Source organism: Comamonas sp. CMM02 (assembly GCF_014851485.1).
GTDB lineage: Bacteria > Pseudomonadota > Gammaproteobacteria > Burkholderiales > Burkholderiaceae_C > Comamonas > Comamonas avium.
Map to the genome: position 1 here is coordinate 81,073 of NZ_JACUZW010000004.1, position 22,703 is coordinate 103,775.

Genomic DNA, 22,703 nt, shown 5'->3' on the forward strand with positions numbered 1-22,703 from the left:
ACACCGGCATGAATCTGCAATGAAGCATAAAAAAAGGGGCTCTGAAGCCCCTTTTGCATCTCTGCCCGCTATGTTCAGGCAGCCAGTGTTTCGCCAATCAACACGGTCCAAAGTGCGCCAATTCCGGCCAGGGTACCAGCCAGCTTGCGCAGAGGCGAAACGCCCGCTGGAGCGGCCGCTAGCTGTACCTCTTGCTCCTGCATCTTGGGGCGGCGCATGTCGATCACTTGCGCCTGCGCGCCGTGTTCGGCCTGCAGGCTGGCCAGCAGTTCGGGCAAAGGGCCACGCGCCAGCACCGTGCTGACCTGCACGCCACGCGCATTGAGCATGGGCACGCAGTCTTGAAAAAGACGATCCGCCCATTTATTGCGCCAGTTTTCACGAGAGCGATTGCTCACAAACTTGCTGACACGATGGGTAATACGAGGGGCGCAGGCCACCAGCACCCAGTGCGCGCGGCTGGCCTGGGGCGCTTGCGCGGTTGCTTGCAGCAAGCGCCGGGCGTACTCAGCGTCGTCCACGTATACGATGATGGTTTCCATCTATGTCTTTCCTCAGTCGGTCGCAGAAGTTGAAGGCGTGTCAAAAAAACAAAAGCCCTGCTGAGACTACCACCAGAGGATTTGGTTCCTTGGTGTGACCCACAGCAGGGCTGAGCCAGATACAAGGCACGGACCATGCCGTGCCCTGACTGGTTTAGTGGGCCGCCTGGCCGCCGGACTTCTTGGAAGCGATCAGCTTGCCTACCGCCAGCACCAGCAGCGCACCGCTGATGTGGGCCGTCCAGTACAGCGTGCTGGAGATCTGGGCCAGGCCATTTTCGTCCAGCGTGCCCAGCTTGGGCATCCATGTCCACTTGTCGGGGTTCACGAACAGCGGATCGGTCACCAGCATGCCGCCAGCAATCCAGCCCAGCAGCATGCCGCCTGCCACGATGATCAACGGGAAGCGCTCCATCAGCGTAATCACCAGCTGCGAGCCCCACACAATGATCGGAATCGAGATCAGCAGACCCAGCACAACCAGCAGCATCTGGTGTTCGCCCGAGCTTTGGGCCGCACCAGCGATAGCAATCACGTTGTCCACCGACATGACCAGGTCGGCCACGATGATGGTCTTGATGGCTGCAAGCAGCTTGTCGCTGCCCTGGATGTTGTCGTGGCCTTCATCGTCAGGCGCAAGCAGCTTGACACCGATCCACACCAGCAGCAATGCGCCCACCAGTTTCAGCGCTGGCAGCGCCAGCAGTGTCATGGCAAACGCGATCAAGATCACGCGCAAGACGATGGCACCGGCGGTGCCGTAGATGATGCCCTTGCGGCGCAGATCAGGCGGCAGCTTGCGGCATGCCAGCGCGATCACGACCGCGTTATCGCCACCCAGCAAGATGTCGATGATGATGATTTGCCCCAGTGCAACCCAGAAGGGGGCATGGGTCAGGAAATCCATATCCATATAAAACCTCAAAAGGAAGCCGCACGCACCTCAACGCGCCATGCAGCGGTTACTTACGCATGCTCACCCTGGGAAGTCTGAAAGCGCGTGATGCAGGACCAGCGCACTATGGGGGCTTCTTTGGGGACCACGTGTAATCAGTCGCCCAAAGGTCTTGCCCGCAAGATCACGCTGGACCTCACCTGACAAGCCGGAAACCGGAGTTTCGTACTGACGACTTGCCAATCCGCTGGTTTGCTACCGCATGCTGCGGCCCAGCGGGGAGCTACTCCCCTTTGAAGGCCGCAATTTAAACACAAGTCAAAGTACTGTGCAGATAAATGTGCATGTGGATTTTGCGGATGTTCGCACCGCGCATCTTGTGTCTGGCACGGCTCTCGTACGCTTGGCACTTCATGGAAAGCATTCACATTACCGATCTGGAAGCCGCTATCAACTTCTGGCGCGCACGCTGCGCACAGGGGCCGGGCCTGGCGCTGGCAGCAGAAACCGCGCATCTGGCCGAGGTGTACGCCGGGTTGATTTGCAGTAAAGCCACGCACATTGCCCTGCAAGACATGCCCGAGGCCGCTTTGTACGCATGGCTGGCCTGGTATGACACGCAGCCTGACACGCCATGCATTGCCATTTGCTCCACCAGTCAGGGCGACAACCATTGCAAAGGTTGCGGGCGCACTTTTGAAGAGGTGCAGCTGTGGCCCGGCATGAGCCCCTATGCCAAGCGTGCCGTCTGGCAGCGCATTACGACCGAAGGCACCGCGTGGCGTTTTACACGCTACGCCGAGCGGGCACTGGAGAATAAATCATAAAAAAGAGCACATATCGCTTATCCAGCAACGTTTTCAGATAGTTTTATATCTAAAAACTATAGCCCACAAGCGATAGAAGCTCTTATTTTTACCAACCCCAGATAATGTGCAGCGGCAAATACACCGCCATGCCCACCACAATGGTGCCAAGAATGCCGCGCTTGCAGACAAAGTAGATGGACGCACACAGCGCTGCGGGCAGGCGCGCATCTGCCAGCGTGGTGATCAGTGCGCCTTGGCTCATCAGGATTTCTGGTGCAATCACGGCCGCCAGCGCCGCCAGGGGGGCGTATTTGAGGCCCCGCTTGAACCACTCAGGCATGGGCACTTCGCGTTCAGGAATCATGAAGAACGCCCGCGTGACCACAGTCACCACGGCCAGGCCGAAAGTTGCCACCCAGGGCAGCACGCCGCTCCACTGTCCACTCATACCGACTCCTTGTCTGTGGTGCGCTCTGGCAGCGGCATCACCGGGTGTTTTTCGCCCTTGCTGGGGTCCGGGGGCCGGATCGCTGGCTGTGGCCGCAACCGGGCCGCGCGCCGCTCTGCGGTTTCCATCAGCAGACCGGCCGTGACAGCCGCTGCAATAGCGACCAAGATGTTCATCTTCAATGGCAGCGCAAATGCGGCCACTGCAGCACCGCTGGCCACCACGCAGGCCAGCCAGGTGGCTTTGTCCTTGAGCATGGAATACAGCACGCCCAGCAGCGCCAATACCCCCGCAAAGCCCAGCCCCCACTCCAGCGGGATGACATCCGCCAGCAAGATGCCTGCAATGGAGGCCACTTGCCAGGATGCCCAGTTGCCCACGGCTGCCCCCCAGAAAAACGACAGCTGCTCAGGCTTTTTCTCGGGTGTGGGGTAGCGCTGCGCAAAGGCCACAAAAATGATGTCGCCGCTAAAGTAACCCAGCGTGATGCGGTGCGCCAGACGCAGGTGGCCAAAATAGTGGCGCCACATGCTGCTCAAAATCACAAACCGCAGGTTGACGCAGGTGGCCGTGAACCACACCACCCACAGCGGTGCACCCACCATCATCAGGGGCAGTACCGCCAGTTGCGCGCTGCCCGCGTACACGGTCAGCGACATGAAAATAGCCAGAGGCACCGACATGCCGGCCTTGACCATCGCTACGCCTGTGACCAGACCCCAGGCGGCAATTCCCAGCATGGTGGCCATGACGGCACGGGCGCCGGCCTCGAAAGCGGGTTCGCGCGCAATTGACGCGGCGCGCTGCCAGATAGCTTGTGTACGCACGGCTTACTCCGCCGCCGTGTCTGGCAGTGTCAGCAATGTACCGGCAGGCAGCTCAAAGCCACGCAGAAAATCGGCTGCGGACAGGCGTTTACCGCCAGCACGCTGCAGCTGCATCAGCCGCAGTGCACCAGTTGCGCAGGCCACCAGCACGCCATCGGCATCCGCTGCCAGCACGGTGCCAGGCTGGGCATTGCCGCTGTAGGCCTCAGGGGTGGCTGCCCACAGCTTGATGACCTCAGCGCCGCACTGCGTAGCACCGCCAGGAAAGGGGTTGAACGCACGCAGGCGGCGGTCCAGCTCGATGGCGGACAAGCGCCAATCCATCCAGCTTTCGGATTTTTCAATTTTGTGCGCGTACGTCACGCCCTCAGCCGGCTGCGGCGTGCGCGGCAGGCCGCCGCAGGTGCTCATCTCCAGCGCCTCCACAATCATGCGCCCTCCCAGATCGGCCAGCTTGTCGTGCATGCTGGCCGTGGTGTCTGTGGCAGTAATGGGCAGGCGCTCTATCAGGCACATGTCACCGGTGTCCAGACCGATGTCCATTTGCATGATGGTCACGCCCGTTTGCGCGTCACCCGCTTCAATGGCTCGGTGAATAGGCGCAGCCCCGCGCCAGCGAGGCAAGAGCGAAGCATGGATGTTCAGGCAGCCTTTGGGAGGCAAATCCAGCACCCACTGCGGCAGGATCAGGCCATAGGCGGCCACCACCATCACGTCAGCGTTGGCATCCAGCAAGGCTTGGCGCGCCGCAGCAGCATCTTCGGGGTATTTGCCATCCAGTCGCAGGCTCAAGGGCTGCGCCACGGCAATGCCGTGTTCCAGCGCACATTGCTTGACGGGGGAGGCCTGCAGCTTCATGCCACGTCCCGCAGGGCGGTCTGGCTGCGTCAGCACCAGGGGGACATCAAAACCTGCCTTGAGTAGGCGCTCTAAGGCCACACGCGCAAACTCAGGCGTGCCGGCAAAAATAACTCTCATGCGTTCCATCCGGAGAAAACTACTGCCATTGGCTGGGCAGATGCAGCGTTTGACACAGGGCGCCAGGCCTGCAAGGCGCAAGGACTGACAGCGCCTTCATGGGCGCGAGTCGTCGTCGCTGCGTAATTCGTCGGTAAACATCACCCGTTGCACAACGCCTTGCGGGTCGATGAAAACATGGGCCATCCGGTCAATGCTATTTTCGCGAATCCGGTAGGTCCAGATATCGCCTTTGAAGTTGCCCACACCCTCAACCAGTGCAGGCTTGCCAAAGTAGTTGAAAACACTTTGGCGATTGTCCTGGCCCGGCTGCAGTTTCTGAAAATGCGCCTCTTGCAGCACTTGCTCTACGTGCACCAGCCGTTGCTGGGCATCGAGCTGCATGTGATAGACCTGCTGACCCGCAGGCTGGCGGCTGTAGACCCAGCGCTCACCGCCACCGGCCAGAGGCACACGCACGTGGGGCTGGCCCATGTCCTCAAGCAACTGCGCAGCGGGTGTGCCGGGCTTTTGCCACTCGGGCACTGCACATGCCATCACAGTGGCCGTGCACACAAGCATCACGGCCCAGCGCCACAAAAACGAGAGCGCTGGAAGCTTGGGCATCAGCGTTCTGCCTGTTTTTGCAGTTTGACCATCTTGGTCTTGATGCGGTTGCGCTTCAAAGGTGACAGGTATTCCACAAATACCTTGCCCATCAGATGGTCCATCTCGTGCTGGATGCAGATGGCCAGCAAGCCCTCGGCTTCGATTTCGCGCGCCTGACCGTTTTCGTCCAGCGCCCGGACCTTGACCGAAGTAGACCGCTCCACGCCGTCGTAAATACCGGGCACGGACAGGCAACCTTCTTCGTTGACCTGCTTTTCTTCGCTGGCCCAGACAATTTCCGGGTTGATCAAGACGAGTTTTTGGTCATGCTCTTGCGACACATCAATAACGATCAGGCGCTCATGGAAGTCCACTTGCGTGGCTGCCAGACCGATGCCCTGGGCGTCGTACATGGTCTCGAACATGTCCTCAATCTGCTTGCGAATGCGGTCATCCACCTGCTCAACAGGTTTGGCTACCTTGTGCAGGCGAGGATCAGGAAAGCAAAGAATCGGAAGTAAGGCCATGGCAAATTCTGGAAATATGTCTCTATTTTCGCCACTTTCGCACAGTCGCGCAGCACAAGTTGTTGATACGCATTGCCCAATCAAGGCCTTGGAATGAGAATCTGCAGGGATTGTCTACACAAAATGGCGCCCGCGCCTGAATAACAGAGAGAGAGGGAAGAGCATGAAGGGTACTGTCACCACGTGTGTTTTGGCCATGGTCGCTGCGCTGTATAGCTCTGTGGGTGGTGCTCAGACCCACTCCTTAGCGGTGACTACAGAACAACGTGCCACCGCCCAGCAAGTCGCACAGCAAGGCGTACCACTGTCGGCGCTCAACCCCAGCGCACCCAGCAGCTACACCGTGCAACGTGGAGACACCCTTTGGCGCATTTCCGGCCTGTTCCTGCGCCAGCCCTGGCGCTGGCCCGAGCTGTGGGGCATGAATCTGCAATCGATTGCCAACCCCCATCTGATCTACCCCGGCCAGCAGCTGTATCTGGAGAAAGACGGTGACTATGCCCGTCTGACCACGGCGCGCAATGGTGGCTCATCCACCATCAAGCTCTCGCCGCGCGTGCGCAGCGAAAGTCTGTCTGACCTCGCACTGCCGACCCTGCAGATGCACATCATTGAGGCATTTCTGGCCGAGCCACTGGTCGTTGACAGTGACACGGTTGCCAATGCGCCGCGCATCATCGCCGGCGAGGATGACCGCTCCATGCTCTCTCCCGGTGACCGCGCCTATGTGCGTGGGCCGTCGACAGCACCGCTTTTGTATGCGCAGGGGGCCTCGCGCAGCTACCGCCTGTTTCGCCAGGCCACGCCGCTGCACGACCCCATCACCAAAGAAGTCCTGGGTTATGAAGCGCAGTATCTGGGCCAGGCTGAGCTGGAACGCGGTGAAACGCTGGGTATGGCGGCCCGAAAGGATGCGCTGCCCGTTTACGTGCCAGGCACGGTCAATATCAGCAAGATCAAGGAAGAAATACGCCCGGGCGACCGCCTGTTGCCTGAGCCTGCGCGCCAATACCTGAGTTATGCGCCCCACGCCCCGCAAACCGCAGTGGCGGCCCACGTTGTGTCTATTTACGGCAGTACGTCCGTACGCTACGGCACGCAATATCAGGTGGTAACCATCAACAAAGGCAGCCAAGATGGGATGGCTCCCGGCATGGTGCTGGCCTTGATGACCACGGGACAGACGCTGGTCGACAAAACCGATCCACAGCGCGCCACCGTACAGCTGCCCAACGAAGAAAACGGGCTGGCCATGGTGTTTCGCAGTTTTGACCGCGTCTCCTACGCCCTCATCATGGACATTCAACGCGGCGTCCAAGTCGGAGATTTACTGACAACACCACGCTAATCCATGCCATGACAGCGGACATCACCCACTGGGAGCGCGCAGATCTGGAGGCATGGCTGCGCTTGTCCCTGACGCCCAGCGTTGGCAACGCTGCCGCCCGCCGCCTGCTTGCACGCTTTGGTTCAGCTGCAGCGATCTTCACAGAATCAGTGGCCGAGCTGCAAACCTGCGTGAGCCTGGCGCAGGCGGCCCAGCTGCGTCATCCCCCGAAGAATTTTTCTGCGGCATGCGAAACCACCTGGCAATGGCTGCATGCGAACAGCCCGGATTTGGGTCATGCGCTGATCACACTTGGTGATCCGCGTTACCCAGACAGCTTGCTGCACACCGCAGACCCGCCTCTGATGCTCTATGTGATGGGTGCTCGCCACTGGCTAGAGCGCCATACGCCCATCGTGGACTGGCAGCACAGTCTGGCAATCGTTGGCTCTCGCAACCCCACCCCTCAGGGGGCTGACAACGCCTATCAATTTGCCCACCATCTGGCAGGCCAGGGCTGGTGTATTGTTTCAGGCATGGCACTGGGTATTGATGCGGCAGCCCATGCAGGAGCCATGGCCGCCAGCAGCGCATCACTGCCCACAATTGCGGTGGTGGGCACCGGCGTAGACCGCATCTACCCCCGCCAGCACAAGCAGCTGGCACATCAACTGGCTCACTGCGGGCTGATCATCAGTGAGTTCCCCCTAGGCACCCCACCGATCGCCAGCAATTTCCCTAAACGCAACCGCATTATTTCAGGGCTGTCTCGTGGCACATTGGTGGTCGAAGCCGCTCTGGCATCCGGCTCACTGATCACGGCACGCACGGCCTCAGAGCAGGGGCGCGAAGTATTCGCCATTCCGGGCTCCATCCACAGCCCACAAGCCCGTGGCTGCCATGCACTGATACAGCAGGGCGCCAAACTGGTCGAACGTGCACAGGACATTCTGGATGAATGGGGCGACCACACACCCCAAGCCATGGTCAGTACAGTCGCCGCGACACCCACCTCTAATGAGCACCCACTGCTCACCGCCATGGGCTACGACCCTGTCCATCTGGACACCCTCGTCGCTCGCACAGGGTGGAGCGCAGCAGATTTGCAGGCCCAGTTGCTGGAGCTGGAATTAGAAGGCAGTGTCCATCGCCTGGCCGGAGGTCTGTTTCAGCGCACTGGCCAGGCCTGAAGCCATCAGGCGCAAAAAAAGGGCACCTTAGGTGCCCTTTTTTTGATTGTCAGCCTGTGAACTCAGACCACAGCCCCGGAATTGGGGTCGTTGGGGTCTTGCTCCTGCTTGGAGGGCTTGACCAGGTCTTCACGCTTGACGCCCAGCCACATCACGATGGCCGCGCCCACGAAGATGGACGAGTAGATGCCGAACACGATACCAATGGTCAGCGCCAGCGAGAAGTAATGCAGGCTGGGGCCACCAAAGAAGAACATGGCCAGCACCATGGCTTCGGTCGATGCGTGGGTAATCACCGTGCGGCTCATGGTGGAGGTGATGGCGTGGTTGATGACCGCCGTCGTATCCATCTTGCGCTGCCTGCGGAAGGTTTCACGAATACGGTCAAACACCACCACCGACTCATTCACGGAGTAACCCAGCACTGCCAGCACACCGGCCAGCACTGGCAGCGAGAACTCCCACTGGAAGAACGCGAAAAAGCCCAGAATGATCACCACGTCGTGGAAGTTGGCAAACGCTGCGGCTACGCCAAACTTCCATTCAAAGCGGAACGCCAGGTAGACGATGATGCCCACCATCACCACAACCAGCGCCAGCAGGCCATTGGTGACCAGCTCCTCCCCGACAGAAGGGCCAACGAACTCGGTGCGACGCAATGTGACTTCAGGGTCAGCCGCCTTGAGCGCCTGCAATACGCTTTCGCTTTGCTGCGCAGAAGTCACGCCCTGCTGCACGGGCATGCGGATCATCACATCCCGTGCAGTGCCAAAGTTCTGCACCGTCACATCGCTGTAACCCTTGTCCTGGATGGTTTTGCGCACCTTCTCCAGATCAGCGGGCTGGCTATAGGCCACTTCCATGACCGTGCCACCCGTGAACTCCACAGACAGATGCAGGCCCTTGGTGACCAGGAAGAAAACGGCCAGCACAAAGGTGATGATGGAAATCGCGTTGAGCACCAACGCGTATTTCATGAACGGAATGTCTTTTCGGATGCGGAAGAGTTCCATGTCTTCCTCCTTTACTTCGCTTCTTCAACGGCAGTGCCGTCAGGGCGCCAGATCGTGCCAATGGACACGCTCTTGAGCTTCTTTTGACGGCCATACCACAGGTTCGCCAAGCCACGCGAGAAGAACACGGCAGAGAACATGCTGGTCGCAATACCAATACAGTGCACCACGGCAAAGCCGCGCACGGCGCCTGAGCCAAAGGCCAGCAGCGACAAGCCCACGATCAGGGTCGTCAGGTTCGAGTCCAGGATGGTGGCCCATGCGCGGTCATAGCCCGCGTGGATGGCCGCCTGCGGCGAAAGACCGGCTCGCAGCTCTTCCCGTATACGCTCGTTGATCAGCACGTTGGAGTCAATCGCCACACCAATCGCCAGCGCCATCGCCGCGATACCGGGCAAGGTCAGCGTCGCTTGCAGCATGGACAAAACCGCCATCAGCAACAGCACGTTCACACCCAGCGCCACCGTAGAGAACACGCCGAACAGGTGGTAGTACACGCACATGAAAATGGCGATAACGACGAAGCCCCACACCACGGAGTTGATACCACGCTCAATGTTGTCAGCACCCAGGCTGGGGCCAATGGTGTATTCCTCGATGATCTCCATGGGCGCAGCCAGAGAACCTGCGCGCAGCAGCAGCGAGGTATCGTTGGCTTCCGTGGTCGTCATGCGACCCGAAATCTGCACGCGACCTCCTCCGATTTCAGAGCGGATCGCTGGCGCAGTCACCACTTCGCCCTTGCCCTTTTCGAACAAGATGATGGCCATGCGCTTGTTGATGTTCTCGCGCGTGATGTCCTTGAAGATGCGCGCGCCCTTGGCATCCAGCACCAGGTTCACGGTTGGCTCCTGGGTCTGGCTGTCAAAACCAGGCTGGGCATCGGTCAGATTCTCGCCCGTCAAAATCACTTGTTTCTTGACGATGACCGGGTTGCCGCTGCGGTCCAGATAGCGCTCCGAGCCAAATGGCACATTGCCCGTGCCCATTTCAGCTGCGCGGCCCTCGGAGGATTCGTCCACCAAGCGCACTTCCAGCGTCGCGGTACGACCCAAGATGTCCTTGGCCTTGGCGGTGTCCTGCACGCCCGGCAGCTGCACCACAATGCGGTCCAGACCCTGCTGCTGGATCACGGGCTCAGCCACACCCAGCTCGTTGATACGGTTGTGCAGCGTGGTGATGTTTTGCTTGAGTGCCTGCTCTTGCACCTTGCGCAGCGATTCAGGCTTGATGGTGGCACGCAGGCGGCCATCGGCACCGGTGCCCACTTCTGCCACTTGCAGATCGGGGAACTGGTCGGCAATCAGATTGCGCGCAGCAGTCATGCTGGCTTCGTCTCGCAGGCGCACTTCAATGGCCTGACCATCACGGCTGATACCGCCATGGCGAATGCTCTTGTCGCGCATCATGGTGCGCAGATCGCCCGCCAGAGATTCAGCACGCTTGGTCAACGCGGCTTGCATGTCCACTTGCAGCATGAAGTGCACACCACCGCGCAAGTCCAGGCCCAGGTACATGGGGTTGGCGCCCAAGGATGTCAGCCACTGGGGTGAGCGCGAAACCAGGTTCAGCGCCACGATGTAAGCAGGGTCAGCAGGGTCGGCCACCAGAGCACGTTCGATCACGTCCTTGGCTTTGAGCTGCTCGTCGGGCGTATTGAAACGCGCGCGCACAGAATTGCCTTCCAGAGTCAGAACGTCTGGCGACAACGAGGCCGCTTGCAGTGCGCTTTCGACACGGGTGAGTACACCCTCATCGACCTTGACGGAAGATTTGGCAGAAGACACCTGCACTGCAGGTGCCTCGCCGAAAAAGTTGGGCAGGGTGTAGATCACACCTACCAGTAGCGCGACCACAAGGATCGCGTACTTCCAGACCGGGTATCGGTTCATGATCGCGCTCTATCTCTCACGCTAGAAACAGGGCGCGGCATGCCTTCAGACAAGCCCACCGGCCCGCTCAACCAGAAGAAAGTCTGGTCTTACTTAACGGTGCCCTTGGGCAGCACTTGCACCACGGCGGAACGCTGGATTTGCACCTTCACGCCGGCAGCGATTTCGATGAACAGAAACTGCTCGTCCAGATCGACCACACGGCCCAGAATGCCGCCGGAGGTTGCCACGTCGTCACCCTTGGACAGGGCTTCCACCATGGCGCGGTGTTCCTTTTGACGCTTCATCTGGGGACGAATCATCACAAAGTACAAGACCACAAACATCAGCACCAGAGGCAGCATGCCGGTGAGCGAAGACATCATGCCGCCTTCAGCAGCAGCGGCTGCGGGAGCGGTTTGGGCAAAAGCAGAAGAAATAAACACGGACGAACTCCAAGATGGAATGGGTCAAAAAAAAGAACAGGCCACAGGGCCTGCCAAGCGCTACAGCATAGCTGAGCGCAAGTCAACGAAGCATTGTATGCGTGCGCCTTGTGATATGCCGCAGCTAAACCTGAGTACCTGCCAGTGTTTGCCACAGAATATCTTTTAAAAGAAATGAGCTGCTGGCGCTTACTGGATAAGCGTCAGCAGCTATCTTTTCAGAAATAACCGGCTGTCAAAGAGCCTGTTATTTTGCTGCAGCCGGGGCCCGCCACTGCTGCATCAGCGCCTGCCACTTGCTGCGTGCAGCCTGCAAATGCCGTTCTTTCACGTGGCCATAACCGCGGATGTCTTCGGGGATGCGGGCAATCTCTACGGCCAGCGGCAGCTTGTCCGTCGTCAGCTGTGGCAGCAAGCCTTCGATGCACTCCCGGTACTCTGCAATCAAGGCGCGCTCGGTTTTGCGCTCAGGGTTGCGGCCGAACACATCCAAAGCCGTACCGCGCAAACCCTTCAAGCCTGCCAGCACCTTGAACAAGGTACGGATACGCTGCGGATACGCTTTTTTGACCAGATGACCTTGGTCATCTTTGGACGCTGTTGTGGGCGGTGCCAGGTGGTGCACCAGCTTGTAGTCGCCTTCAAACATGTCCGCAATCTTTTGTGTGAAAGCCGGGTCTGTGTGCAGACGCGCCACCTCGTACTCATCCTTGTACGCCATGAGCTTGAACAAGTAACGCGCCACAGCTTCGGTCAGCTTGGTGGAAGCACCGAGCTGACTTTCTGCCGCCTGCACCTTATCGACCAGCGCACGGTATTGCGCGGCATAGGCGGCGTTCTGGTAGCCGGTCAGAAACTCTTCACGCTGCGCCACCAGCTCTTGCACCCCGGGTTTCTTCACGAACTGAATGACTTGCGCCGTGCGGTAAATGGCTTGCACATCTTCCAGCTTGTGCGCGCAGCGGCGGCCCCACTCAAACGCGGCCTGGTTGTTGGCTACCTGTACACCGTTGAGCTCCATGGCACGCAACAGGGCTTGCCGACTGAGGGGGATACGGCCCTTTTGCCAGGCATAGCCCAGCATCAGCGGGTTGGTGTAGATGCTGTCGCCCAGCAGCTTGACGGCCACTTCATCGGCATCCCATACGCCCAGATGGGCCTGGCCACCCACAGCATGGGCAATGGCGGTTTCGCATTGCGCGCCGGGTGCCTGCCAATCAGGATTGTGTACAAAGGCCGCTGTCGGCGTGCCATGGGTGTTCAGGGCTACAAAGGTTCGCCCCGACTGCATGGATGCCAGGGTCACCGCATTCGCCGCGACGATGGCATCACAGCCAATCACCAAATCGGCCTTGCCCACATCCACCTTGGTGGTGTGAATGGCCTCTGGTGTGTTGGCTATCTGGATATGGCTCCAGGTTGAGCCACCCTTTTGTGCCAGGCCCGCAGCGTCTTGCGTGATGACACCCTTGCCTTCCAGGTGTGCCGCCATGCCAAGCAACGAGCCAATGGTGATCACCCCGGTACCGCCCACCCCGGCCACCACAATGCCCCACGCCTGGGTGGCATCGGGCAACACCGGCTCGGCAATCGCTGGCAGCAGGGAAAGGTCACCCTTTTTTTCCTTCTTGGGCTTTTTGAGCTGTCCGCCTTCCACAGTGACAAAGCTGGGGCAAAAGCCCTTCACGCAAGAGAAATCTTTGTTGCAGCTGTTTTGGTTGATACGGCGCTTGCGGCCAAACGGCGTCTCCACCGGCTCGACCGACAGACAGTTGGACTGCACCGAACAATCACCACAGCCTTCACACACCAGCTCGTTGATGATGACGGTCTTGGCAGGCGTTGCCAGCGTGCCGCGCTTGCGGCGACGGCGTTTTTCCGTGGCGCACGTCTGGTCGTAAATGATGGCCGTGCAGCCTTCCAGCTCACGGAACTGACGCTGAATGCGGTCCAGCTCATCGCGGTGGTGCACCGTCACCCCGGGCGACAGGCTCACCCCTTGGTATTTGGCGGGCTCATCGGTGACGATCACCAGCTTGCGCACACCTTCCGCCAGCAAGCTTTGCATGATTTGCAGCACCGAGTGGCCTTCAGGCCGCTCGCCCACACGCTGCCCGCCCGTCATGGCCACGGCATCGTTGTAAAGCAGCTTGTAGGTAATGTTCACACCCGCCGCAATGCTCTGGCGTATCGCCAGCAACCCGCTGTGAAAGTAGGTGCCATCACCCAGGTTGGCAAACACGTGCGCCTCTTTGGTGAACGGTGCCTGGCCCACCCAACTGACCCCTTCGCCGCCCATTTGCGTGAAAGTGCTGGTGGAGCGGTCCATCCACACCGTCATGTAGTGGCAGCCAATCCCTGCCACAGCGCGGCTGCCTTCGGGCACGCGGGTACTGGTGTTGTGCGGGCAGCCACTGCAAAACCACGGCGTACGGTCACCCGCAGGGGCATTGGCTTGTGTCTGCTGCAGCTCACAGGCATCCAGCAGTGCCAGGTGCTGGTCCATGCGTGCCTGCACGTCTTGCGGCACACCCAGTTTTTTCAGCCGCTTGGCAATGGCGCGTGCAATCAGCGCGGGGGTCAGGTCAGCATTGGCGCGCAGCAGCCAGTCGCCACTGGCGTGGCTGGGCTTGCTCCACTCGCCGCCTTCGCGGTCTTCAAACTTGCCCACCACGGTGGGGCGCACATCATCACGCCAGTTGTAAAGCTCTTCTTTGACCTGGTACTCAATGATCTGGCGCTTTTCCTCCACCACCAAAATTTCTTGCAGGCCGCGTGCAAAGTCGCGCGTGATCGTAGCCTCCAGCGGCCACACCACATTCACTTTGTGCACCCGAATGCCCACGCGCTGGCAGGTGGCGTCATCGAGCCCCAAGTCGATCAAGGCCTGACGCATGTCGTTGTAGGCCTTGCCGCTGGCCATGATGCCAAAGCGGTCCTGACTGCCCTGCACCACGTTGTAGTTCAGCTTGTTGGCGCGCACATAGGCCAGGGCGGCATACCACTTGTGGTGCATCAGCCGCTGCTCTTGCTCCAGCGGGGCATCAGGCCAGCGAATGTGCAGGCCACCGGGTGGCATGGCAAAGTCTTCGGGCAGCACGATGTTCACGCGGTCTGGGTCCACCCAGACGCTGCTGGAGGACTCGACCACCTCCTGAATCGTCTTCATCCCCGACCACAGCCCGCTGAAGCGGCTCATGGCAAAGGCATGCAGGCCCATGTCCAGAATTTCCTGCACGCTGCTGGGAAAGAAAACGGGGGTTCCACAGGCCTTGAAAATGTGATCGCTTTGGTGGGCCGCCGTGGAGCTTTTGCTGATGTGGTCATCCCCCGCCAGTGCAATGACGCCACCGTGCTGTGCGGTACCGGCCATGTTGGCGTGCTTGAACACGTCGGAGCAGCGGTCCACCCCCGGCCCTTTGCCATACCAGATGCCAAAGACGCCGTCGAACTTCTGCGACTGCGGGTACAAATCCAGCTGCTGCGTGCCCCACAGGGCAGTCGCAGCCAGCTCCTCATTCACACCCGGCTTAAAGACGATGTTTTGTGACTCCAGGTGTTTTTGGGCTGCCCACAGCGCCTGGTCATAGCCACCCAGAGGCGAGCCACGGTAGCCACTGATGAAACCGGCTGTATTCAGCCCCTGCTGCGCATCGCGCAGGCGCTGCAGCATGGGCAGGCGCACCAGCGCCTGCACGCCGCTCATGAAGGCGCGGCCTCTTTCCAGGGTGTATTTGTCGTCCAGCGTGACGTTTTCCAGCGCCAGGCGCACGGCGTCGTTCAAGGGTGCGTTCATAGCGCACGTCCTTGGCTGGCAGGTGTCAGCACGGGGCTTACTGCATTGATCCATGGGGCGTTCATCGTTGTCTCCTTCATATGGACCATGCGTTTGGCTGGTCTCTTGGTGTGTGGGCGATGACCCAAATCAAGTGTAGAAGTGAGCGCGGGATAAGGGATTGCTTTTTTTGCCCCAAAATACCAATCCTGCGCAAGATCCTTTCTCAAACAAGGGAAAACGTGAATACTCTGGACAAATTTGACCTCGCCATCCTGGCCCATTTGCAGGCCGATGGGCGATTGACCAATGCTGAACTGGCACAGCGTGTGGGCCTGTCTGCAGCGCCATGCTGGCGGCGTGTGCGTTCGCTGGAAACGCTGGGCTACATCCGCGGCTACCACGCTGAAATTGACCGCCACAAAATCGGGCTGGGTGTGCTGGCCTTTGTGCGCATTGATGCGGAAATCAGCTCTGGCGCGCGCACCCGGGAGATGGAAGAGGCCATTTGCGCCATCCCCGAAGTCATTTCGTGTCACTACATCAGCGGCAAGGGCATGTTTGAGCTGCAGGTGGTTGCCAAGGATCTGGAGAGTTTTTCCAACTTCACGCGTTCCGTACTGCTCAATTTGCCCAATGTGAAGGACATGCACACCAGCTTTTCACTGGGGGAGGTGAAATCCAGCATGCCGCCCGTGCCGGCCGCTGGCGTGTAGCCAAGCAGGTCACTTGTGACCTGCGCGCATGTGCCAAGTGAGATGGCAGCCATCGCTCGCAGGCAATGTCCGGCAAGAAGCTGCTAGAGGGCTGACAATTGGCGGTGATGCCCGACCACCAAGCCCCCCTCCCGCCCACGCCCTCCCCAGGGCGCATTCTTGAAGAGCCTGGTGCAACACCAGCGCCCCAAGCCTCCCGGCCTGACTCGACCTGGGCACCCTTGCGCACCCCCACCTTCCGCCTGCTGTGGAGCGTGACGCTGGTGGCCAACATCTGCGTCTGGATGAACGATGTGGCCGCCGCGTGGATGATGACCTCCCTGACCACATCCCCTGTGCTGGTGGCCCTGGTACAGACGGCATCCACCCTGCCCGTGTTTTTGCTGGGCCTGCCCAGCGGCGCTCTGGCCGACATCCTGGACCGACGCCGTTATTTCATCTTCACGCAGTTCTGGGTGGCGATCGTGGCTGTGCTGCTGTGCGCAGCCGTCGCTCTGGACGCCATGAGCGCCCCGCTGCTTCTGGCCCTGACATTTGCCAACGGCATTGGCATGGCCATGCGCTGGCCGGTCTTTTCTGCGCTGATTCCCGAAGTGATCAGCAAGCCGCTGCTGCCCTCGGCCATGGCGCTCAATGCGGTGGCCATGAATGCCTCGCGCATTGTGGGTCCCCTGGTGGCAGGCGCCATCATTGCCAGCGCAGGCACGCTGTGGGTGTTTGTGCTGAATGCGCTGCTGTCCATCGTGGCGGGCTTCATCTTGCTGCGCTGGCAGCGGGAGCAGGCAGCCATCAACCCTCTGGGGCGCGAGCGCCTGCCCAGTGCCATGCGCGTGGGGCTGCAGTTCGTCAAAGAATCGCCGCGCATGCGCGCCGTAATTGCGCGCACCGTGTCGTTCTTTTTCATGTCCACCGCCATCATGGCTTTGCTGCCGCTGACCGCCAAACGCTTTGATGGCATTGGCTTCATCAGCGGCGCGGGCGTGTTCACCGTGCTGCTGGCATCCATGGGCGCTGGGGCCATCATCGGTGCCATGTTTTTGCCCCGCATCCGGCAGGCTTTGCCCAGCGAGGCTCTGGTGCTGACGGGCACCTGCCTGCAGGCAGCATCCACCATTGGTGTGGCTCTGGCACCCAATTTGGCGCTGGCCATTGTGTGCATGATGATTGCCGGCCTGTCGCTGCTGTCTACGGCCAACACGCTGGGCGTGAAAGCCCAGATGGCACTGCCCAACTGGGTGCGTGCGCGGGGCATGTCGGCCTATCAGATGTCCATCATGGGCGGCATGGCGCTGGGCTCGGCGCTGTGGGGCAAGATTGCATCGCTCACCTCGGTGCCTGCCAGCCTGATCACCGCCGCCATCACTGGCGTGGTCTGCATGCTGGTGGTGCAGCGCGTATTTCTGGATCGCCAGGCTCTGGAAGATTTGAGCCCCTCCAAAGCCTGGGAGCCGCCCAAACACAGCCAGCCCGAAGAGGGCCGCGTGGTGGTGCACATTGAGTTCATCATCAACCCCGCCAAGGCCAAGCGCTTTCGCACACTGATGCAGGAAAGCCGGCGCAGTCGCATGCGCCAGGGCGCGCTGGCGTGGCGCATGCTGCACAGCATGGAGCGGCCAGAGCGCTATGTGGAAGAAATTGTGGATGAGTCCTGGATTGAGCACCTGCGCCGCTTTGACCGCGTCACCGCTGCCGATGTGGCCTTGCGTGAGCGCAAGCTGGCCTTCCACGTGCTGGATACACCGCCCCGGGTCACGCGCTATTTCGAGACAGATTAAGGCCCAGGCGGGCAACAAAAAGGCTGCAGTCATGCAGCCTTTTTGTTGGATGGTATTTCTAATAAATGAGCTATCAAGGCTTATTCATCAACGATTTCAGCACTAAAACTATTTGAAATCATTGACTGACAAGCGTCATATGCTCACTTTTACTGCGGCACAGGCATACCCTTGGGCCACAAGGCCCACAGTCGCAGCGGCTGCTTGATACGCCCGGCCAGGTCTCCTGCCTGTTTGCCCCAGCCCATGAAGTAGTCGGCGCGCACAGCGCCCACGATGGCGCTGCCCGTATCTTGCGCCAGCACCAGGCGCTTGTATTCCACTTCCATGCCCTTGGAGTACATCCACACCGGTGTGCCGTAAGGAATGCTGCCACGGTCCACTGCAATCGAGCGCCCCGGTGTCAGCGGCACGCCTTGCGCGCCTTTGGGGCCAAACTGTGCGTCCAGCCCTTCCAGCGCCTCTTCACGGAAGAACACGTAACGCGGGTTGCTCCACAGCATCTCCTGCACACGATCGGGGTTCACCGCAATCCATGCGCTGATGCCGGGCCAGCTGGCATCCGTAATCAGATTGCGATCCAGCAGCCAGCGGCCCACGCTCTTGTAGGGCTGGTCATTGGTGGCGGCATAGGCCAGACGAATCTGGCGCACGCTGCCGTCCGGCTCGGTAATGCGCAAACGGCCTGAGCCCTGAATGTGCAGCACCAAGGCTTCAATCGGGTCGTTCAGCCACGCAATCTCGCGCCCGGCCAAGGCGGCCTGCGCTTCGGGAAGGGTATCGATCTGCTGGCGCGAGAACCACGGCTTGCGCGCACCCAAGCTTGCAGGTGCGCGGTACAGCGGAATGTTGAACTCTGCCGTACGCACACGCGAGCCCACCATCTCGGGCTCATAGTACGAAGTGAGCATGCCTTGCGACTTGCCATCCAGCGACTCCACGCGGTAAGGCTGCAGGTTCGATTGCAGCCAGTGGCTTTGCTCCTGTACGCTGGCAATGCTCAAACGGCGCACGTCCTGACACAGCCCCGCCAGCGCCGCAGGCGGGCGCTCGCAACTGCGCAGCCAGGCATTCCACGCCTCATGCAGGGCATCGTCTTGGAAACCGGGCAACTCTGCCCAGCGCACAGGCAGCCAGCGGCTTTTTGCACGAAAGCTGGGTGGCCCCAGCGGGGCGGTATCGATCACCTCACCGGTAGGAAAGCCTGTGCTGGGGCCGTCGTTGGAGCCCCCGGAGGAGCCGGACACACGTGGGCCAGAAGAGCAGGCAGCGAGGGTGCCTACAATCAGCGCCATCGAAACACGAAGCAGGAGAGATACGGTCATGGGCCTGATTTTGCTTGAAGCTTTGCTCGCTTTGTTGATTCTGGTGGGGATTGTCTGGTGGACCATGTTCCATGGTCGCTCTAAAGGGGAACTACCGCCCTGCGATGAGCACCAAGACAAAGATTGACGTTGCTCGGCAATTTCCTACGCGAGGCATCTGGCACGACTGATAGAGCGTTCAAGCAGACTTCTCACAATCGAATATCTGCCCGCTACGGCTGTAGCGCTCATAACGTAAAGGAAAAACCATGCGCAAAAATCTCATCCTCTCTGCCTCCGTGGCTGCAGCACTCTTAATTTCCGGCTGTGCCGCTACGGATGGCATGTCTGACACCACCAAGCGTACCGCCACTGGTGCTGGTGTCGGCGCTCTGGCTGGTGCTGCCATCGGTGCTGCCACAGGCGGTAAAGCCGGTGTCGGCGCGGTAGCTGGCGCCGCCCTTGGCGGACTTGGCACTTACATCTGGTCCAACAACCAGGAAAAGCGCAAACAAGAAATGCAGGCGGCCACCCAGGGTACGGGTGTAAATGTGGTTCAAACCGCCGACAACCAGCTGAAGATGGAAATCCCCAGCGACATCTCTTTTGATACTGGCCGCTACGACATCAAGAGCAACTTTGCCCCCATTTTGGATCGTTTCGCTGAAGGCCTGCGCAGCAGCCCCAACGCAGAAGTACGCATCGTGGGCCACACCGACAGCACCGGCTCTGATGCTGTGAACAACCCCTTGTCGCTCAACCGTGCCAACAGCACCCGCGACTATCTGATGCAGCGTGGCGTCAGCGGCAGCCGCATCTTTACAGAAGGCCGCGGCTCCTACCAGCCCATCGCATCCAACAGCACTGCAGAGGGCCGTTCGCGCAACCGCCGTGTTGAAATTTTTGTGGGTGAACGCGCTCAATAAGGACAGCTGACAGTACTTGCCTGGCAAGGCACTGGAAGGCAAAAAGGCTCTGAATAAATTCAGAGCCTTTTTTTATGCCCCATCACATCCTCAAAGGGCTTGTGGACGCGTTGTGAGGCTTGCCCGGTCTTGTCCCTGAAGCAGCTTACAACTGCCCGTGCGCGCGCAGCACATTGGCCAGCTCTACCGCCGATTTCACCTGCATCTTGTCAAACACACGTGCCCGGTGCACTTCGACCGTGCGCACGCTGATGTCCAGCTGATCCGCAATCAGCTTGTTGGGCACGCCTTCAACAACGAGTGTCATCACCCCTCGCTCGCGCTCTGTCAGATCCGCCAGGCGGTTGAGCAAAGCATGGCGCAACGCCGTCTCTTCAAGGTATTGCGCAGATTGCTGCAGCGCTTGCTCGATGCGATCCACCAGCACATTGTCTGAAAACGGCTTTTCACAGAAATCAAAAGCGCCTTGCTTGACGGTCTGCACAGCGGTGGGGACGTCGGCATGGCCGGTCAGGAAAATCACCGGTACCGTCTCAATCACGCCTTCCATTTGTTTGAGCTGTGCAAACAAAGACAGGCCACTCATGCCCGTCATGCGAACATCCAGCAGCAGGCATTGCGGATGCCGTGGCACGGGCCGCTCGCCCAGCATGGCCAGGAAATCTTCGGCGCAGGCAAAACTTTCGCTATACAAACGGCGCGAACGCAGCAGCCACGCCAAAGCGTCGCGTACATCCGCATCGTCATCCACGATATAAACCGTGGCATTAGTGACTGGTTCCATGGGGTTCAGCTTAACTTTTCTCGGTCACCTGCAACAGGCAGGCTGAAGGTAAACACCGTACCACGTGGGGCATTGACGCTGTAGCGCAATTCTCCGGAGTGCTGCTCAATCACCGTGCGGCACATGCTCAGACCCAGCCCCATACCCTCTGCCTTGGTGGTGAAAAACGGGGTGAACAATTGCTCGGCCACCTCATGAGGAATGCCTGCGCCTTGATCTTGCACGCTAAAAACAACCCGGCCTGAGGGCTCGTCCCACAGCGCTTTGATCGTCAGCTTCTTGTACGCGGCCTCCACATTTTCCATGGATTGCATGGCATTGCGCGCCAGATTCAGCAGTACCTGCTCAATCATCGTGCTGTCACACACCATGGGCGGCAGGCGTGGCTCAACATCCACCTGTACTTTCACGCCCAGCTTTGTCGCCTGCATGCGCACAAGAGGCATCACCGCGTCCAGCAGCTCGGAGGCGGTAATCGTGTCATGTGTCTGGCTACGACGGCGAACAAAGTCACGCACGCTCTTGATCACCTTGCCTGCACGATCGGCCTGAAACGCGATCCTTTGCATGGCAGACTTCAAGTCGCCCAAGCGCTGGATGAGGCTGGCCTTGTCCAGCAACGCCAGATCCCCGTCGTGCTGGAGCATATTGAGTGAACCGTTGGCATAACTGGACATGGCCATCAACGGCTGTGTGAGTTCGTGGCTCAGCAAGGAAGCCATTTCGCCCACCGTCGCCAACCGCGCCGTAGCCTGCAGCCGTTCATGCGAGGCACGCGACAGATCCTCCATGCGACGCTGCTCAGTGATGTCGATAAATGCGCTCATCCAGCCCGTTTGCTGGCCTTGTGCGTTGATCAGTGGTGCCTCAAAGATCAGCACCGGAAACCGCGTGCCATCTTTGCGCATAAACACGGACTCGTGCCCCTCCCGCGCAGGAGGCATCGCACCCGACAAACGCCGGGCCTGCCGGCGCACATACTCCTCGGCCAGCTCTGGAGGCCAATAGGGTGCAAAGCTCTGGCCCAGCAGCTCTTCGGCGCTAAAGCCCACCATGGCGCAAAAAGCAGGGTTGACGTAGCTGATGCGCCCCTGCAAGTCACGCGCCCGCAGGCCGGTGATGAGAGAGTCTTCCATGGCCTTGCGAAAGGCCAGCGCATCTCCCAGATCGCGCTCTGCGCGCAGCCTGCGGCGGTTATCGCGCACCAGCACAATCAAGACGGAGCCCAGGGCAATGGCCATGCCAGTCACCAGTGCTGTCAGCACGTTCGGAAACACGCTGGGAGCCCGATGCCAGCTGTCCATGCGCAGCACCATGGTGTTACCTGGCAAATCCAGCAATTGCTGTGATGTGAACACACGTGATCCGCGCCACGCAGCCCCCAGCACCGCCAAACGGGTGCCATCAGGCTCTGTAAAAGAGATTTCCTGGTTCTGCGTCAGGTTCTTGCTCACTTGCGAAATCAGAATGTTTTGCAGCGAGTACGTACCCACCATAAAGCCCCTGACATGCCCCCCTTCCATTTGCGGCAGGCACACCTCCATCAGCTCAGCCCCCATCGTGCCGCCCAAGATCTGAAAATAGCTGGTCGAGTAGGCAGGGCTGTTCGTGCGCTGCGCGTTCGAACACGCAGTCACGGCATGGCTGAAAGATTCTTCTCGTAAATCCGCATCCCACTCTACAGAACGGTAGGGAGTCTCTGCCACCTGGCGAATGTTCAGGTTTTCACCGCGCCACTCCACCCGCAATAGCTCTCGGCGCACCTGCAGCAGCTCCGCGACACGCACGCTCCATTGCTCTGGCGTCACGTGCATAGGGTTGATGGCTTGCAGATCCTGAAGGTTGCGATTGAGGCCGGAACGGATTTCCACCACCGCCTGGGCGGCATCTCGGTCCAGCTTGTCCTGAACTTGCGAGGCTTCATAGCGCCCAGCCAGCCACACCATGATGATGAGCATGCCC

The 22,703-nt window shown here is 59.9% G+C and carries 20 protein-coding genes; 6 read left to right on the top strand and 14 right to left on the bottom strand.

The window, feature by feature from the left end; all coding sequences use genetic code 11:
- Positions 1–74: 74 nt before the first annotated feature.
- On the bottom strand, positions 75–542 hold the full coding sequence (locus IB213_RS13990) for a universal stress protein (RefSeq protein ID WP_192407300.1): 468 nt from the start codon (positions 540–542) through the stop codon (positions 75–77).
- 154 nt (positions 543–696) lie between these two features.
- Positions 697–1,455, bottom strand: coding sequence for a TerC family protein (locus IB213_RS13995; RefSeq protein ID WP_191721868.1), 759 nt, complete (start codon positions 1,453–1,455; stop codon positions 697–699).
- Positions 1,456–1,850: 395 nt separating this feature from the next.
- On the opposite strand from IB213_RS13995, the gene IB213_RS14000 reads away from it, so the two are divergent.
- Positions 1,851–2,264 (top strand): DUF3717 domain-containing protein, encoded by a 414-nt coding sequence (locus IB213_RS14000; RefSeq protein ID WP_191721869.1) that lies wholly within the window; start codon positions 1,851–1,853, stop codon positions 2,262–2,264.
- 88 nt (positions 2,265–2,352) lie between these two features.
- On the opposite strand, the gene IB213_RS14005 is transcribed toward IB213_RS14000, so the two are convergent.
- The 5 genes from IB213_RS14005 to def form a co-directional block, all read right to left on the bottom strand.
- On the bottom strand, positions 2,353–2,694 hold the full coding sequence (locus IB213_RS14005; protein WP_191721870.1) for an AzlD domain-containing protein: 342 nt from the start codon (positions 2,692–2,694) through the stop codon (positions 2,353–2,355).
- A complete protein-coding gene (locus IB213_RS14010) occupies positions 2,691–3,521 on the bottom strand; it encodes an AzlC family ABC transporter permease (protein WP_287918744.1) in 831 nt (276 codons plus the stop codon). The genes IB213_RS14005 and IB213_RS14010 overlap by 4 nt, the downstream gene beginning before the upstream one ends.
- A gap of 3 nt (positions 3,522–3,524) precedes the next feature.
- A complete protein-coding gene (gene fmt / locus IB213_RS14015) occupies positions 3,525–4,499 on the bottom strand; it encodes a methionyl-tRNA formyltransferase (protein ID WP_192407303.1) in 975 nt (324 codons plus the stop codon).
- Between the two features lie 96 nt (positions 4,500–4,595).
- A complete protein-coding gene (locus tag IB213_RS14020; RefSeq protein ID WP_191721872.1) occupies positions 4,596–5,105 on the bottom strand; it encodes a hypothetical protein in 510 nt (169 codons plus the stop codon).
- Positions 5,105–5,614, bottom strand: coding sequence for a peptide deformylase (def, locus tag IB213_RS14025; protein ID WP_191721873.1), 510 nt, complete (start codon positions 5,612–5,614; stop codon positions 5,105–5,107). The genes IB213_RS14020 and def overlap by 1 nt, the downstream gene beginning before the upstream one ends.
- Positions 5,615–5,777: 163 nt before the next feature.
- Between def and IB213_RS14030 the strand changes: the two genes are divergently transcribed.
- On the top strand, positions 5,778–6,962 hold the full coding sequence (locus tag IB213_RS14030; protein ID WP_192407305.1) for a LysM peptidoglycan-binding domain-containing protein: 1,185 nt from the start codon (positions 5,778–5,780) through the stop codon (positions 6,960–6,962).
- Positions 6,963–6,970: 8 nt separating this feature from the next.
- The gene (gene dprA / locus IB213_RS14035; RefSeq protein WP_192407307.1) at positions 6,971–8,131 is read left to right on the top strand and encodes a DNA-processing protein DprA; all 1,161 of its coding nucleotides are present in this window, start codon (positions 6,971–6,973) and stop codon (positions 8,129–8,131) included.
- A gap of 62 nt (positions 8,132–8,193) precedes the next feature.
- Here the strand turns inward: dprA and secF are convergent, their stop codons facing one another.
- The 4 genes from secF to IB213_RS14055 all read right to left on the bottom strand — a co-directional run bounded on the left by secF (position 8,194) and on the right by IB213_RS14055 (position 15,257).
- Positions 8,194–9,144 carry a protein translocase subunit SecF gene (secF, locus tag IB213_RS14040; protein WP_191721876.1) on the bottom strand — a complete coding sequence of 317 codons (951 nt, stop codon included), beginning with the start codon at positions 9,142–9,144 and terminating at the stop codon, positions 8,194–8,196.
- An 11-nt stretch (positions 9,145–9,155) separates the two neighbouring features.
- Positions 9,156–11,036, bottom strand: a complete 1,881-nt coding sequence (secD, locus tag IB213_RS14045; protein ID WP_191721877.1) for a protein translocase subunit SecD — start codon at positions 11,034–11,036, stop codon at positions 9,156–9,158.
- 89 nt (positions 11,037–11,125) lie between these two features.
- Complete coding sequence (gene yajC, locus IB213_RS14050; RefSeq protein ID WP_191721878.1) at positions 11,126–11,461, bottom strand: preprotein translocase subunit YajC; 336 nt, start codon at positions 11,459–11,461, stop codon at positions 11,126–11,128.
- Between the two features lie 247 nt (positions 11,462–11,708).
- Positions 11,709–15,257 (bottom strand): indolepyruvate ferredoxin oxidoreductase family protein, encoded by a 3,549-nt coding sequence (locus IB213_RS14055; protein ID WP_192407309.1) that lies wholly within the window; start codon positions 15,255–15,257, stop codon positions 11,709–11,711.
- A 221-nt stretch (positions 15,258–15,478) separates the two neighbouring features.
- Between IB213_RS14055 and IB213_RS14060 the strand changes: the two genes are divergently transcribed.
- The gene (locus tag IB213_RS14060) at positions 15,479–15,952 is read left to right on the top strand and encodes an Lrp/AsnC family transcriptional regulator (protein ID WP_191721881.1); all 474 of its coding nucleotides are present in this window, start codon (positions 15,479–15,481) and stop codon (positions 15,950–15,952) included.
- 107 nt (positions 15,953–16,059) lie between these two features.
- Positions 16,060–17,727, top strand: coding sequence for an MFS transporter (locus tag IB213_RS14065; protein WP_191721882.1), 1,668 nt, complete (start codon positions 16,060–16,062; stop codon positions 17,725–17,727).
- 149 nt (positions 17,728–17,876) lie between these two features.
- Here the strand turns inward: IB213_RS14065 and IB213_RS14070 are convergent, their stop codons facing one another.
- Positions 17,877–19,052, bottom strand: a complete 1,176-nt coding sequence (locus tag IB213_RS14070; RefSeq protein ID WP_225213965.1) for a murein transglycosylase A — start codon at positions 19,050–19,052, stop codon at positions 17,877–17,879.
- Positions 19,053–19,300: 248 nt separating this feature from the next.
- On the opposite strand from IB213_RS14070, the gene IB213_RS14075 reads away from it, so the two are divergent.
- Positions 19,301–19,957, top strand: coding sequence for an OmpA family protein (locus IB213_RS14075; protein ID WP_191721884.1), 657 nt, complete (start codon positions 19,301–19,303; stop codon positions 19,955–19,957).
- Between the two features lie 145 nt (positions 19,958–20,102).
- Here IB213_RS14075 and IB213_RS14080 read toward each other — a convergent pair whose 3' ends face one another.
- The gene (locus IB213_RS14080; RefSeq protein WP_192407311.1) at positions 20,103–20,741 is read right to left on the bottom strand and encodes a response regulator transcription factor; all 639 of its coding nucleotides are present in this window, start codon (positions 20,739–20,741) and stop codon (positions 20,103–20,105) included.
- Positions 20,742–20,746: 5 nt separating this feature from the next.
- Positions 20,747–22,699 carry a nitrogen regulation protein NR(II) gene (locus IB213_RS14085; protein WP_192407620.1) on the bottom strand — a complete coding sequence of 651 codons (1,953 nt, stop codon included), beginning with the start codon at positions 22,697–22,699 and terminating at the stop codon, positions 20,747–20,749.
- Positions 22,700–22,703: the final 4 nt, after the last annotated feature.